Below are 14,399 nucleotides of genomic sequence, written 5' to 3'. Positions count from 1 at the left end.
ACAAAGATTTAAAAAAATATAATCAAAACGTATTGTTTTAGTTTATGCTGTTCAGAATACAAGTAATAAATTTATAACTTTACGACACCAAACAACCTACCAAATGAAGATTTTAAAATATCTGTTTCTTTTATCGTTATTAAGCCTAGTTGCCCTTACTGTTTTTGTTGCTACACAAAAAGGAAATTTCTCTATAGAAAGAAGTAAAGTGATCAATTCGCCAAAAAACACAGTTTACAACTATGTAAATGATTTAAGAAATGCTGAAGATTTTGAATCCTGGGTTGCAGAAGATCCGACGATTAAAATATCATATCCAAACAAAACAATCGGAAACGGGGCTTCGTTTTCATGGGAAGGTACCGAAGGAAATGGGAACATTATTACCTTAAACGCAAAAGACGGTGAAAATATTCATCAAAAAATAAATTTTGACGGAACTGAGGCGGATGTAAACTGGACTTTTAAAGATACTTTGGCCGGAAAGACAAAAGTGACCTGGAAGGCTAAGGGAACGATGAGTTTTTTGTTTAAAATCTATACCGCATTAAATGGAGGATCTGATAATGTAATAGGAACTGTGTATGAAAAAAGCCTTGTAAATATTGATAAAAATTTAGATTACGAGACTAAGACCTACACTATTAAAGTTAACGGAGTGGTAAGAAAGACCGAAACTCCATATATCAAACTGACTTTTACAAGTGAAATCCAAAAAGTAAATAAAAATGCGCGTGTTGTAGTGCCTAAGCTTATAAATTTCAGCAAAGCAAATGGTCTTCATGCCAACGGTAAACCTTTTATTATTTATCATACTTATGATACAGCAAGCGGTTTAGCCAAAATATCAATTTGTTTACCTATAAACAAAGAGATTTCGATAAGTGCCGGAAGCGATATTCTGGCCGGAAAATTAAATGGTTTTGAGGCTGTAAAAACAACCCTTACGGGTGATTATTCACACACCACCGAAGCAATTACAAAAACAAAAGCTTATATAAACAACGGAAAAATTACTCCGGAACTGACATGGTCTCATTTAGAAATCTTAGTACTTAGTAAATTAGATGTAAAGAGTCCGTCAAAACTAATGACTGAAATTTATTTTCCGGTAAAATCTAAAGAAGTTGTGACTCCTGCTGTAACTGCCCCTGTTTATAATCAACAGCCGGAAGAAGGTGAAACACCACAACAGCCAGCAGCTACTACCACAACAAAACCAACAGTTGCTAAGCCAGCTGCAAACAAACCCGCTGCTACAAAACCTGCCGCTACTAAGCCCGAAACAGCAAAACCTACAGAAGAAGAGTCTGAGTTCTAAAAAAATAACGAAGGCAAATTAAACCTTTTGTTCTAAATTCATTCTAACAAGATATAAATCATAAAGCTTGACAGACGAGAAGGAATTTATAGCACAATTATTAAATCCAAAAACGCAAAACACAGCGTTTCAAAAACTCTTGTCCGATTATCAAAGGCCATTGTATTCTCATATTCGAAACATTGTTTTGAATCATGATGATGCAGATGATGTCCTTCAGAACACTTTTGTAAAAATTTTTCAATATTTAAAAAATTTTAAAGGAGAAAGTAAACTCTTTTCATGGATGTATCGCATTGCAACCAATGAAGCACTTACTTTCCTGAATCAAAAAGCCAAACTAAACGGAATTACATCAGAGGCTTTACAAAACAAAACCATTGATAATCTAAAAGCCGATGTATATTTTGATGGAGACGAAATTCAGATTAAGCTTCAGAAAGCAATAGTGACATTGCCTGAAAAACAGCAATTGGTTTTTAAGATGAAATATTTTGAGGAGTTAAAATATGAAGAAATTGCAGAAATTCTGGGAACTTCTGTAGGAGCTTTAAAAGCATCTTATCACCATGCGGTAAAAAAAATCGAATTATATGTTACATCAAATTAAACCTTTTGTTATAAAATATATCTTATAGACATGAAAGAATTTAAATTAGAAAACGAACCGAAGATAACGCCCGGGTTTAAAACTCCCGAAAATTATTTTAATGATTTTTCGACAAAAGTTTTAAATCAGATTAATGAAAGAGAGGTAAAAGTTATTCCTTTTTACAAACGTAAAAAGGTACTGGCAATGCTTGCGGCTGCAGTAGTTTTCATTGCATTAATGATTCCTGTTGTAAACAATTACAACAATACATCAAAAGATTTTGATGCCAATACTTTAGAAACTTATCTGGCTTATCAGTCGAATCTTAATCAATATGATTTGATTAACCAGCTTGATACAAAAGATATTGAATCTCTTAATAACAACGTTGCTTTAGAACAGGAAACACTTGAAGATATTCTTTCTTCTAATCCAAATATTGAAAATTTAATTTCAGAATAAAATAAAAACTCACAACATGAAAATCAAAAATATACTTCCGGTACTTTTATTTTTTGTTAGTTTTTCATTCTATGCACAAAATGACAAAACTGATGAAAAACGCGAAAAAATCGAAGCTTTTAAGGTTTCATTTTTGACAACTGAACTGGAACTGACTTCTACGGAAGCAGAGAAATTCTGGCCGATTTATAATGCTTATGATGACAAGCAATTTGAATTGCGCCATGAGAAAATGAAAACGTATTTGCGTAAACTGGATGATGATAACATCAATTCCCTTTCTGAAAAAGAAGCCTGTACGCTTCTTTCACAAATAGAAAGTACTGATAAAGAATTATATCTTCTGCGGGAAAAATATATGGCCAGCCTAAAAAAGGTACTTTCATCTAAAAAAATACTGAAACTCAAAAAATCAGAAGATGATTTTAATCGAAAATTATTGAAACAGTACAGAGAGAAGGCCGGTAAAAGCTAAACAAAAAGAAACAACAGCGATAAGAACCCTATATAATAATACTTACTTTATTATTTAGGGTTCTTATTATTTTATTTAAAATTAAGTCGGACTATTTTATTGTGACCGGCAGCAATTGCAGTATTTCTGTTGACAAAACGAATAGTAAAAAGTTTTGAATCTGTAGACAACTGCATCCAGTTCTCTCCGCCATTCTGAGAATATTGTATTCCTTCTGAACCTACACAGATAATTTCTTTGCCATTTCCTCCGGGTACATATTGCACACATGAGGCATAACCAAACCCAAGGTTCTGGCCTATCAATTGCCATGTTTTACCACCATCAGTTGTAAAAGCTTTATTATCTGATTTTTTATCCGGATTTTCATAATCTCCTCCGGCAATAAACCCATGTTTAGAATCATAAAAATCAGCTGTAAAAATACCCGTCATTGGTTTTCCCTGAACAATAGGAGTTTCTACTACTTTCCATGTTTTTGCTTTATCAGGCGAATAAAAAACGCGTGCTTTCTTTCCTCCCGAAACCAGCCATGTATCATTTCCACTTATCACTATATTGGTATTGCTGGCAGCAAAAGCAGCTTCACCAACAGCATTTGTAGGCAATTTATCTGAAAGCATTTTGGTCCATGTTTCACCACCGTCACGGGTAATAATCATAGAAAAAGTATCTTCTGTCGGATCACCAATTGCAATTCCTTCTTTATCGTTCCAAAACTGCATACTGTCATAAAAAACTTTTGAATTAACTTCTTTATAGACTAATTTAAATTTGTTGTCTTTTTTAGAAACGGAATAAAGTAATGCAGGATTTCCTACGCTCAGTAAAAAAATATCTTTCGAAGTCTGAGCAATGCTCCTGAACTCTAATTTTAAGGTATCACGATAAATATGTTCTTCAAATTTTTCCTTTTTATCTAAGTCAAAATATCCAAAACGGGAATTATCACCACCATACCAAACCTTATTTTTATCGATTAAAATTGCTCTTATGCTAATTTTATCCTGGAATAAGGTATCTATCTTTATTGATGTAAAACCACCGCTGACTACCTTCTTAGTGGTATTATTAAATGTCGTAAAAGACACAAACAAAATAAAAGCACTACAAAATAGTATAACTTTTTTCATATAATTAGGTTTTGGTTAATGCTAAAATACAATTATTTATAATATCTCAAATAAGTTTTGCTTTTTTTAAGAAATAAAAATTTTAGCAGTCATTTATTGTGTAAACATTATCAAAAAACCTTAAACACAAATTAAACAACTACAAATAAGCACTTTACAAAACAGAAATAATTAGAATCAAATTATGGCACAGTAATTGGATATCTCAGAATATTAATCTTAATAATGATTTAATCATGAAAACGAAACTACTTTTAATAGCGCTTGTTGCATTAGTTTTTGGTTCTTGTGCTGCACAAAGTCAAGCTACTGTTTACGCAAAAAATTCAGATATAAGTGATAACCTGGATCTTAGAGCAGTTGCCTCTATGTTTGGTGAATCTGCCAACCTTCAGGATTTTGAAAGAAGACTGAATGATCCAAAATATCAAATATCTAACCTGGACTTAAATGATGACGGTGAGGTTGATTATTTACGTGTAATCGAATCTGTTGAAGACAGAACTCACGTTGTAATTATTCAGGCTGTTCTTGATCGTGATGTTTATCAGGATATTGCAACAATTGATATTGAAAGAGATAACGCTAATAAAGTTGTTGTTCAGGTTGTAGGTAATTCATATCTGTATGGAGACAATTATATCTATGAGCCTGTTTATAATATAACTCCGGTAATCTATACTTCATTTTGGGTAACAAATTACAGACCTTATTATTCAACCTGGAATTGGGGTTACTATCCATCATATTATACAGCATGGAGACCTTATCCTATCTACAGATACAGAAACAATATTAATGTTTACATCAATGTAAACAACCAATATAACTATGTAAATACAAGAAGAAGTTACAGAGCACCTGCTATCTATCAGACAAGACGTACTTATGGCTACGAAACCAGACGTCCGAACTACAGTTTTGCACAAAGACATACAAACACCAGCAACAGATATGAATTAGATCAAAGACGTGTTGCAAGCAGAGAAACTAACAGAAATCAGAATGTTTACAATAGCAACAGATCAAATTCAGGAAGGGTTTCTTCTAATGCTAACAGAAATTCAACAGTTAACCGAACAACTTCAGACAGAAGTTACAACTCAAATCGTGTAAATTCAGACAGAAATAATACAAAAACTGTAAATCCTGTCAGAGCTAATAATACACAAAGAGAAGTAGTCAGAAGAAATGCCGGTGACAATGATTCTAATAATCCAAGAGGGAATGTTCAGAACAGAGGATATTCAAACAGAACTTCTTCAACTCCACAAACAGAATCCTCAAGAGGATATTCTGATAACAGAGCAAACTCAAACAGAACAGCTCCTGTACAAAGAACAGAAGCTCCAAGAACTTACTCAGAAAACAGAGGGAATTCAGAAAGCAGAGCGACCAGTTCAAGACCTCAGGCTTCTCAGAGATCTGAAGCTCCAAGATATGAAGCTCCACAAAGATCCGAAGCACCTCAGAGATCTGAAACTCCAAGGTATGAAGCTCCTCAGAGATCTGAATCACCGAGAGCAAGCCAACAGGAGTCAAGAAGCAGTCAGCCTCAAAGAGAAAGTAGTTCTCCATCTAGAGGTGGCGGACGAAGAGGTTAACTACATTTCAATTTTTATTAAAACTAAAAGCACAATTTGGGGATTGTGCTTTTTTTTATCTTTTTAATTATAATTGCTTCTAATTTGTTTTAAAACAGTAAATTTGCAACCGTCTTTTATTAAAAACACATATGAGCGCATCGCACAAAAACTTACATAGTAAGTTGTCTATTGGGGGGTTATTAATCACATTAGGAATTATTTATGGGGATATTGGTACTTCTCCATTATATGTAATGAAAGCCATTCTTGGTGACCACACAATAAATGCAGATATTGTTTTAGGAGGTATTTCCTGTGTCTTTTGGACATTGACTTTACAGACCACAATAAAATATGTCCTCATAACCTTAAGCGCTGATAACCATGGCGAAGGAGGGATTTTTGCCTTGTATGCTTTAGTAAAAAAAACAAAAATACAGTGGCTCATTGTGCCCGCCATTATTGGAGGAAGTGCACTTCTTGCTGACGGTATCATTACCCCGCCTATCTCAATTTCATCTGCTGTAGAAGGAATCCGGGCATTTTATCCGGCAATGGAAACACAGACAATTGTCTATATTGTTATTGGAATTCTGTTTGTTTTATTCACAATTCAGCAATTCGGAACCAAACTCGTTGGGAAATTTTTCGCCCCAATGATGCTGATTTGGTTTACAATGTTAGGAACACTTGGAGTGGTGCAGATTTTACATCATCCAGAAGTAATAAAAGCGATAAACCCTTATTACGCCTATCATTTATTATCGATTCATCCGGATGGTTTTTTTGTTCTTGGTTTCGTCTTTTTATGTACAACAGGAGCTGAAGCTTTATACTCAGACATGGGGCATTGTGGACGAAAAAACATCAGAATAAGCTGGATTTTTGTAAAAACGACTTTGGTCTTAAACTATTTTGGACAAGCTGCTTATTTAATAACTCACGAAGGAAACACACTACATGAACTAGGAGGAGATAATCCTTTCTATTTAATTATGCCGCACTGGTTTCTTCCTTTCGGAATTGTGGTCGCAACACTGGCAGCGGTAATTGCTTCGCAGGCTTTAATTAGTGGCTCATTTACGCTGATAAATGAGGCAATGCGTTTGAATTTCTGGCCAAAAGTAAAAATCAAATATCCGACGGAAGTAAAAGGACAATTATACATTCCATCAATAAACTGGCTATTGTTCTTTGGTTGTGTGGGTATCGTACTGCACTTCAAAAAATCTGGAAACATGGAGCATGCGTATGGTCTTGCCATTATTTTGTGCATGATCATGACGACCATTTTATTGAATTACTATTTGATCATGAAACGTGTCAAATTGTATTTTATGGTACCGCTTATTACGATTTATTTACTGATCGAATTTAGTTTCTTAATTGCCAATATTACCAAATTTGCCGAAGGCGGATATGTAACGCTTATTATTGCCATAATCCTTATTTCGGTTATGACGATTTGGTTCCTGGCTAAGAAAATCAATAAAAACTACACCAAAGTTGTCAAAATTGAAGATTATAAAAAGGTTTTAATGGAATTGAGTGAAGATCTGTCTATTCCAAAATATGCAACCCATTTGGTTTATATGACCAATGCAGGACGTGTAGATGAATTAGAACAAAAAGTAATGTATTCTATTTTGCAAAAAAGGCCAAAGAGAGCTGATATCTACTGGTTTGTGCATGTAAACATACTTACTGAACCGTATAAAACGCAATATAAAGTTACCGAAATTGCAAAAGACGACATTTACAGGATCGATTTTAATTTAGGATTCAGAGAGCCTACCAAAATCAACCTAATGTTCAAGGAAGTAATTCGCGACATGGTGAAAAATGGCGAAGTGGATATTACCAGCCGTTACGAATCATTAAACAAAAACAATATTATTGGAGATTTTAAATTTGTTTTATCTGAAAAATTCCTTTCGAATGATAATGATTTAAGATGGCACGAAAATATTATTATGAACTCTTACTTCTTTATCAAGAAATTAAGTTTGTCTGAAGAAAGAGCTTTTGGTTTAGACAGCAGTTCGGTAAAAATAGAGAAATTCCCAATGGTGCTTCATGCTCCGGAAAATATTGGATTGACGAGAATTATAAAATAAGTCATTTCAAAAATAACTTCAGAAAACACTCTTTTAAAATTTAATTGAGTGTTTTTTCTTTTAAATGAAAGTAAAAATAACAATCAAAATTAAAAATTTAACTTTCAATCAATTAATAGTACCTTTGCAAATCAAATAATTAAAATGAGATTACACAGAAATTTAGTTTATACTACCATTGATTCTTTGAATGCTATCTTCAATGAAGGAGAATATGCAGACAAAGTGGTAGCAAGAGCATTAAAAAAAGACAAACGTTGGGGAAGTTCTGACAGGAAGTTTGTTGCTGAAACGATATACGAAATTGTTCGCTGGAAAAGATTATATGCAGAAATTGCCGAAGTTAAAGAACCTTTTGACAGAGACAATTTATGGAGAATGTTTGCAGTATGGGCAGTTTTAAGAGGATATCCAATTCCGGACTGGAGACAATTGGAAGGAACTCCTGAAAGAAAAATAAAAGGCCGTTTTGACGAACTTTCTAAAGTTAGGGCTCTAAAAGAATCTATTCCGGACTGGATGGATGAATTGGGAGTTAAGGAATTAGGTGAAAAAGTCTGGGCAAAGGAAATTGCAGCTCAAAATCAGCCGGCAAAAGTTATTCTTAGAACCAATACACTAAAAGGAACTAAGGAAAAACTGAGAAATACACTGATGGATTTGAATATTGAAACAGAATATTTAAAAGATCAGCCTGAGGCTTTAGTTTTAAAAGAAAGAGCAAATGTATTTTTAACAGATGCTTTTAAACAAGGTTTATTTGAAGTTCAGGATGCCAATTCACAATTGGTTGCAGGTTATCTGGATGTAAAACCGGGAATGCGTGTTGTGGATACATGTGCCGGAGCAGGCGGAAAAACATTGCATATTGCTTCTTTAATGGAAAACAAAGGACAATTGATTGCAATGGATTTGTATGAAAGCAAATTGAAGCAGTTAAAATTAAGAGCAAAAAGAAACGGAGCTTTCAATATTGAATATCGTATTATTGACACCACCAAAGTCATTAAAAAATTACACGAAAAAGCGGACAGAGTTTTAATTGATGCGCCTTGTAGTGGTTTGGGAGTTTTAAAAAGAAATCCTGATGCCAAATGGAAATTGCAACCGGAATTCATTGACAACATTCGTAAAGTTCAGGCAGAAGTTTTAGAAAGTTATTCTAAAATTGTAAAACCGGGAGGAAAATTAGTGTATGCAACTTGTTCTGTGTTACCATCTGAAAATCAGGAACAGGTTGAAAAATTCTTAAAAACAGAAATTGGCAAGCAATTTACATTTGTACAAGATCGTAAAATACTGGCTTCAGAATCAGGTTTCGACGGTTTTTATATGGCACTATTGGAAAGAAAAGCTTAAAAAGAATAAATTTCAAAAATTCTAAATTCCAAATTCCAACTTTACAATTGGAATTTGGAATTTTTTATTTGGGATCCTGGTTCCTTAAAGCAAACTTGGTTTACGCAATAACTTTCCGTTTTCATTTTCTTTGAATTTAGGAACAAAAACAATTTCTTTCGGTTTTTCAAATTTCCCTAAAAAATCAAAAAAATCAGGGGCAAAATCCTGTTTTTCTCCTTCTATAACCAAGATTAATTTTTCTCCCAAAACAGAATCAGGAATGCCGGTTACAAAAAATCTGGCACTTATTTTATCAATCAGTTTGGCTTCTATTTGTTCCGGGATTAGCTTTACTCCTCCACTATTGATAACATTATCGATTCTTCCTAAAAATATAAATTGATTTTCTCTTATTATTTCAACCAGATCATTGGTCACAACGGGTTCATCCGAAATGTACGGAACCGTAATCACCAGGCATCCGCGGTCGTCCTGCACAATTTTTACATTTGGTAAAACTGTAAATACATTTTCACCAACTCTTCTTGCAGCAATATGTGTAATGGTTTCTGTCATACCATACGTTTCATAAACTGCTGTTTTTATCAGAGGGAGCACTTTTTCTTCCAGGGCAGCATCCATTTTTGCTCCGCCGACAATTAGCTTTTTGACATTTTTAAGAGCTTCAATTGAGTTTTGAACCTGTAACGGAACCATTGCAACAAAATCATATTGTGTTGTGTTTAAAGCCAAAGGTTCTGTGCTTGGCGCAACAATATCCAGATCAAGCCCCAGAATTAAACTTCTTACCAACATCATTTTTCCCGCAATAAATTGAACAGGTAAACAAAGCAATGCTTTATTTCCGGGTTCTAACTCAAAAAAATCTCCTGTAGATAATGCTGAGTGAATCATGGCACGTTTTTGCAACTGAACTCTTTTCGGGAGTCCTGTTGTTCCGGAGGTTCTCATTTCGATATATTCTTTATCATCAAACCAGTCCAGTAAAAATTCACCTATCGCCTGTTCGTTTGCATCGCCTTCTTTGATATAACTATAAGCAATGCGGCTCAGGTCCAGGGCATTCAAGTGATATCCGTTTATTTTAAAATAATTGTGAACGTTTTTATGTGTTAACTCCAACATGATAGTCTTTTTTAATGTGATGGTTCTACAGTATCAATATTGCCTGTCAATTTTTCTTTCCAGTTTTTCCAGCCATACTTTTTAGTAAAAATAAAAAGCAAAATCGGGTAAATGACCACAACAGGCAAAATAACATCTAAGCCGGCTGATGGCTCAGACATATCCTTAAAAATAGAATGTGTCTGAAAAACAGACCAATCTGACGTCACCAGCAAAGCCCCAATAAGGTTATTGGCTGCATGAAAACCTAGTGACAGTTCCATTCCTTCATCCATAAGGGTTAGTACGCCTAAAAACAAGCCTGTTCCTATATAATAAACCATGATTACATATCCCATTTTTATAACTTCGGGATTAAATACATGGAGAGAGCCAAAAATCAAAGAGGTCATTAGTAATGGGAACCATCGGTTTTTACTCAAATTGGCAAATCCCTGCATCAGATAGCCTCTAAAAACGTATTCTTCAGTACTGGTCTGAATTGGTATTAGCACTGAGCCTAAAACAACTAAGATCAAAAAGGGGATCAGTTTAAAATTCCACACAAAATTTTCAGGCGATTTAAAATAAAACACCAAAAAACTTATTATGGAAAAAAGCGACCATAAAATAAAGGAAAATGCCACACGGCCCCAATCTACTTTTTTACGAGATGTCGTTATAGACAAAAGGGTTTGATTATGAAGATGCTTTACAACAAAATAAATTCCTGCAAAAGCAAAGGCAAAAGAGATCATCACCAAAAATAAAGTAAGGTTGGGTTGAAATATCTTGAGCGCGGCATCATTATCAGCCGGAAAATTTTTTGAGCCAAATGTTTTGTAAAGAACAGCAATGGAAAAGGGAATCTGACCAATAAACGAAGCTACAATTATAAAAACGGACCCAATAAGATATTTCCAGAATTTATTTTCGGGTTTGATTCCTTGTTCTAAAAACATATATGTAAAAAATTAAAAAATTGAGAATTCAGTTTAATAAGTAAATCTTATTTTTGGTATTGCTAAAATACCGATTTTTTTACTTTAACCCTCTTTATAAAAACTAAAAAAACAAAATGATAGAAATTTACCACAATCCAAGATGCGGAAAATCCAGAAGTTGCCTGGCATTTGTAGAAGAATCAAAACAAGATTACAAAATCATTCCGTATTTAACCGAAACACCTTCTTTTGAGGATTTAAAATCATTGCTTACCAAACTTAACTTACAGCCTCTTCAGTTAATACGAACCAAAGGGAAAATATGGATTGATAATTATAAAGGAAAATCCCTGACGGACGATGCCACTATTCAGGCAATGGTGGATCATCCCATTCTAATTGAACGTCCAATTGTGGTAAAAGACGGAAAAGCTATTATTGGCAGGGATTTAGATCTTGTAGCTTCTTTTTTAGACTGATTATAAAGAGAGGTGTTAACATTTTTTTGTGACTTTGCCGATTAAACCAAAACCTAACTTTGGTATCTAAAAAGGTAAAAGCCAAAAAAAACAATGAAACAAATCAAATTTGCCGTAATTCTTGTATTGCTACTTACAAGTTTTTACAATTACGCACAACAGCCGCCTGCAGGGGGCAACAAGGTAAAAGTCACCGGAAAAGTTTTCGAAAAAATAAGCAAGCAGCCTTTGGAGTATGCTACAATTTCGATAACGGCCCTTAATGATACAAAAGTTATTGCCGGAGGAATTACCAATCCAAAAGGAGAATTTGACATTGCCGTAGCTCCGGGGGTCTACGATATTAAAATCGAATTTATTTCATTTAAACCCATTGAAATAAAACAAAAAACGATTGAAAATGACACTAATCTTGGCGTTGTAAATCTATCTGAAGATGCAGCCCAGTTAAATGAAGTTGTAGTACGCGCCGAAAAATCGACAGTAGAAATAAAACTGGACAAAAAAGTATACAATGTTGGCCAGGATATGATGGTAAAAGGCGGAACAGTTAGTGATGTTCTTGACAATGTACCGTCTGTTTCTGTTGATACTGAAGGAAATGTAAGCTTAAGAGGAAGTGACAATATCAGGATTTTGATTGACGGAAGGCCTTCAAACGCAATAAACGTTGCAGAAGCATTGCGTCAGCTCCCTGCGGATGCTATTGATAAAGTGGAAGTAATTACCAATCCGTCTGCACGTTATGATGCTGAGGGAGGTTCTGGTTTAATTAACATTATTCTGAAAAAAGGTAAAAACCAGGGTTTCAACGGAACCTTTATTGCTTCAACAGGACTTCCTGAAACATATGGTTTAAGTGCCAATTTAAATTATAAAACAGAAAAACTAAACTACTTTACTTCTGCCGGTTACAACTATAGAACAAACGAGGGTCAGGGTTTAACGAATTCCGAATATTTTAATGAAGACGGTTCAACCAAACGTTATTTGGATGAAGATCGTGACACCAAAAGAACCAGAGATGGTTTTAACGGAAGAGCCGGAATTGAGTGGTCAATTACTCCAACTACATTTTGGACCAATGCGATCAATTATCAAAAAAATACCGGTGAAGATCGTGATTTAATCAATTACAATAATTTTGATGCCAATCGTATTTTCACAGGTTCAACGTATCGATTAAATGATGGAGATACCGGCAGTCAAAATGTTGAATATACGTCGAATTTAATAAAAAACTTCAACGACAAAGGCCATAAACTTACCGTTGATGCTTCTATTTCAAGAAATACGGATGACAGTAATAGTTTTATTTCCGGGTCAGAAAACTATAACAGCACTTTAAATGATCAGGTTCAGAAACAAGTTCAGCTGCAGGCAGATTATGTTTTGCCAATAAGCGAAGGAAGTCAGTTTGAAGCCGGATATAAAGGAAGTTTTGGTGATTTAAATAATGAATATTATGTTCTTGACCCACAAGGTGCCTTGCTTACTGATTTATCAAATACTTTAGAATATAAAGAGAATATAAATGCGCTTTATACCCAGTATGGTTTTAAAGTAAACAAATTCTCTTATTTATTTGGACTGCGTTGGGAAGACACCAACATTCAGGTAAATCTTTTGGACACTAATGAGTTTAATACCAAAAAGTATAACAACTTATTTCCAAGTGCTTTTATTAGCTACGAAATTTCAGATCAGAGTAATTTTACCGCAAGTTATAGCAAGCGTTTATCAAGACCAAGAGGGCGTTTTATGAATCCTGCTGTAAATTATTCCAGTAATATTAATATTTTTCAGGGAAATCCGGATTTAGACCCTTCTTTGACAGACAAATATGATATTGGTTACATCAAACGCTGGGACAAATTAACATTCAATACATCTGCTTATTTTGAAGACACTAAAGATGTTTTTAGTTTTGTAAGATCTCCAAATGGAAAAAATGTAGACGGAATTCCGGTAATTGTAAGCAAGCCTATTAATTTAGGTAAAGAACAAAAATTCGGTTTTGAATTTACGTTAAACTACACTCCGTTTAAATGGTGGAAAGTAAATAGTAATTTTAATTTCTTCAATGTACAAACAACAGGAGAAAATAGTTATACAGATGCTGATGGAAATACAGTTGTTCAGGATCTTGATAATAAAGCTAATTCATGGTTTGCAAGAATCAACTCTAAGCTAACTTTACCATACAAAATTGACTGGCAACTAACGGCTATGTACAATGGTGAACAAAAAACAGCACAGGGAAAAAACCTTGGTCAGTTTGGAATGAACACTGCTTTTAGTAAAGATATTTTAAAAGACAAAGCAACAGTTGCGTTCAATATCAGCGATGTTTTCAATTCAAGAATCATGAAATCATATACTTATCTTGAAAACCAGGCGTCTTATGGTGAAATGCAATTTCGTAAACGCCAGTTCAATTTATCGTTTACATACCGTTTCAATAAACCAAAAAGCGAAAGAGATAAAAATGCCGCTCCTAAAAATGAAGGAGGAAATGATGGAGGCGGAGAATTTCCGGGATAATATATATTAAATTTCAATATTTAAAATTCCAAATTCCAATTAGTAAGACTTGAAATCAGGTTTGAAGATTGGGATTTGGAATTTTTTTTATTGGACTTTCTCTTTTGGATTTGCATAAAAAAAGGACCCGTAAACGGATCCTTTTTATTGAATTCAATTTAAAATTAACTTGATTGTCATGTTTTTTTTTTTTTACCTCTTTTTTTTTGGACATTTTCCCAGCTTGCTCCGATACCCCATTAGTATCACACACCAACTAAGAAAAACTTCACCCAAAACC

The 14,399-nt window shown here is 34.0% G+C and carries 12 protein-coding genes; 9 read left to right on the top strand and 3 right to left on the bottom strand.

What is annotated here, in order from left to right; translation table 11 throughout:
• The first annotated feature begins 103 nt into the window (after positions 1-103).
• The 4 genes from DCO46_RS19760 (at position 104) to DCO46_RS19745 (ending at position 2,850) form a co-directional block, all read left to right on the top strand.
• Positions 104-1,321: an SRPBCC family protein gene (locus DCO46_RS19760; RefSeq protein WP_116754208.1), complete on the top strand. Its 1,218-nt coding sequence runs from the start codon at positions 104-106 to the stop codon at positions 1,319-1,321.
• Between the two features lie 67 nt (positions 1,322-1,388).
• On the top strand, positions 1,389-1,931 hold the full coding sequence (locus DCO46_RS19755; RefSeq protein ID WP_116754207.1) for an RNA polymerase sigma factor: 543 nt from the start codon (positions 1,389-1,391) through the stop codon (positions 1,929-1,931).
• 30 nt (positions 1,932-1,961) lie between these two features.
• Positions 1,962-2,375 carry a hypothetical protein gene (locus tag DCO46_RS19750; RefSeq protein WP_116754206.1) on the top strand — a complete coding sequence of 138 codons (414 nt, stop codon included), beginning with the start codon at positions 1,962-1,964 and terminating at the stop codon, positions 2,373-2,375.
• 16 nt (positions 2,376-2,391) lie between these two features.
• A complete protein-coding gene (locus tag DCO46_RS19745; protein WP_116754205.1) occupies positions 2,392-2,850 on the top strand; it encodes a sensor of ECF-type sigma factor in 459 nt (152 codons plus the stop codon).
• A gap of 71 nt (positions 2,851-2,921) precedes the next feature.
• Here DCO46_RS19745 and DCO46_RS19740 read toward each other — a convergent pair whose 3' ends face one another.
• Positions 2,922-3,983: a sialidase family protein gene (locus DCO46_RS19740; RefSeq protein ID WP_116754204.1), complete on the bottom strand. Its 1,062-nt coding sequence runs from the start codon at positions 3,981-3,983 to the stop codon at positions 2,922-2,924.
• Positions 3,984-4,219: 236 nt separating this feature from the next.
• On the opposite strand from DCO46_RS19740, the gene DCO46_RS19735 reads away from it, so the two are divergent.
• The 3 genes from DCO46_RS19735 to DCO46_RS19725 all read left to right on the top strand — a co-directional run bounded on the left by DCO46_RS19735 (position 4,220) and on the right by DCO46_RS19725 (position 9,045).
• On the top strand, positions 4,220-5,587 hold the full coding sequence (locus DCO46_RS19735) for a hypothetical protein (protein WP_116754203.1): 1,368 nt from the start codon (positions 4,220-4,222) through the stop codon (positions 5,585-5,587).
• Between the two features lie 131 nt (positions 5,588-5,718).
• Complete coding sequence (locus tag DCO46_RS19730; RefSeq protein WP_116754202.1) at positions 5,719-7,686, top strand: KUP/HAK/KT family potassium transporter; 1,968 nt, start codon at positions 5,719-5,721, stop codon at positions 7,684-7,686.
• Positions 7,687-7,830: 144 nt separating this feature from the next.
• On the top strand, positions 7,831-9,045 hold the full coding sequence (locus DCO46_RS19725; protein WP_116754201.1) for an RsmB/NOP family class I SAM-dependent RNA methyltransferase: 1,215 nt from the start codon (positions 7,831-7,833) through the stop codon (positions 9,043-9,045).
• Positions 9,046-9,129: 84 nt separating this feature from the next.
• On the opposite strand, the gene DCO46_RS19720 is transcribed toward DCO46_RS19725, so the two are convergent.
• Both DCO46_RS19720 and DCO46_RS19715 read right to left on the bottom strand, forming a co-directional pair.
• Complete coding sequence (locus tag DCO46_RS19720) at positions 9,130-10,173, bottom strand: AMP-binding protein (protein ID WP_116754200.1); 1,044 nt, start codon at positions 10,171-10,173, stop codon at positions 9,130-9,132.
• 11 nt (positions 10,174-10,184) lie between these two features.
• The gene (locus DCO46_RS19715) at positions 10,185-11,114 is read right to left on the bottom strand and encodes a CPBP family intramembrane glutamic endopeptidase (protein WP_116754199.1); all 930 of its coding nucleotides are present in this window, start codon (positions 11,112-11,114) and stop codon (positions 10,185-10,187) included.
• Between the two features lie 116 nt (positions 11,115-11,230).
• On the opposite strand from DCO46_RS19715, the gene DCO46_RS19710 reads away from it, so the two are divergent.
• Positions 11,231-11,575: an arsenate reductase family protein gene (locus DCO46_RS19710; RefSeq protein WP_116754198.1), complete on the top strand. Its 345-nt coding sequence runs from the start codon at positions 11,231-11,233 to the stop codon at positions 11,573-11,575.
• Positions 11,576-11,668: 93 nt separating this feature from the next.
• Positions 11,669-14,119 (top strand): outer membrane beta-barrel family protein, encoded by a 2,451-nt coding sequence (locus tag DCO46_RS19705; protein ID WP_116754197.1) that lies wholly within the window; start codon positions 11,669-11,671, stop codon positions 14,117-14,119.
• Positions 14,120-14,399: the final 280 nt, after the last annotated feature.

Origin of the sequence: Flavobacterium sp. HTF, from assembly GCF_003105115.1 — a bacterium.
GTDB lineage: Bacteria > Bacteroidota > Bacteroidia > Flavobacteriales > Flavobacteriaceae > Flavobacterium.
Note: the sequence above shows the minus strand (reverse complement) of the source record. Positions and strands in the feature narration are given on the sequence as shown.

Excerpts from the sequence above, each read along its gene's own strand:
- DCO46_RS19710 (WP_116754198.1), top strand. The coding sequence starts at position 11,231 with ATGATAGAAATTTACCACAATCCAAGATGCGGAAAATCCAGAAGTTGC.
- DCO46_RS19705 (WP_116754197.1), top strand. The coding sequence starts at position 11,669 with ATGAAACAAATCAAATTTGCCGTAATTCTTGTATTGCTACTTACAAGT.
- DCO46_RS19715 (WP_116754199.1), bottom strand. The coding sequence starts at position 11,114 with ATGTTTTTAGAACAAGGAATCAAACCCGAAAATAAATTCTGGAAATAT.
- DCO46_RS19745 (WP_116754205.1), top strand. The coding sequence starts at position 2,392 with ATGAAAATCAAAAATATACTTCCGGTACTTTTATTTTTTGTTAGTTTT.
- DCO46_RS19735 (WP_116754203.1), top strand. The coding sequence starts at position 4,220 with ATGAAAACGAAACTACTTTTAATAGCGCTTGTTGCATTAGTTTTTGGT.
- DCO46_RS19750 (WP_116754206.1), top strand. The coding sequence starts at position 1,962 with ATGAAAGAATTTAAATTAGAAAACGAACCGAAGATAACGCCCGGGTTT.
- DCO46_RS19725 (WP_116754201.1), top strand. The coding sequence starts at position 7,831 with ATGAGATTACACAGAAATTTAGTTTATACTACCATTGATTCTTTGAAT.
- DCO46_RS19760 (WP_116754208.1), top strand. The coding sequence starts at position 104 with ATGAAGATTTTAAAATATCTGTTTCTTTTATCGTTATTAAGCCTAGTT.
- DCO46_RS19720 (WP_116754200.1), bottom strand. The coding sequence starts at position 10,173 with ATGTTGGAGTTAACACATAAAAACGTTCACAATTATTTTAAAATAAAC.
- DCO46_RS19730 (WP_116754202.1), top strand. The coding sequence starts at position 5,719 with ATGAGCGCATCGCACAAAAACTTACATAGTAAGTTGTCTATTGGGGGG.
- DCO46_RS19740 (WP_116754204.1), bottom strand. The coding sequence starts at position 3,983 with ATGAAAAAAGTTATACTATTTTGTAGTGCTTTTATTTTGTTTGTGTCT.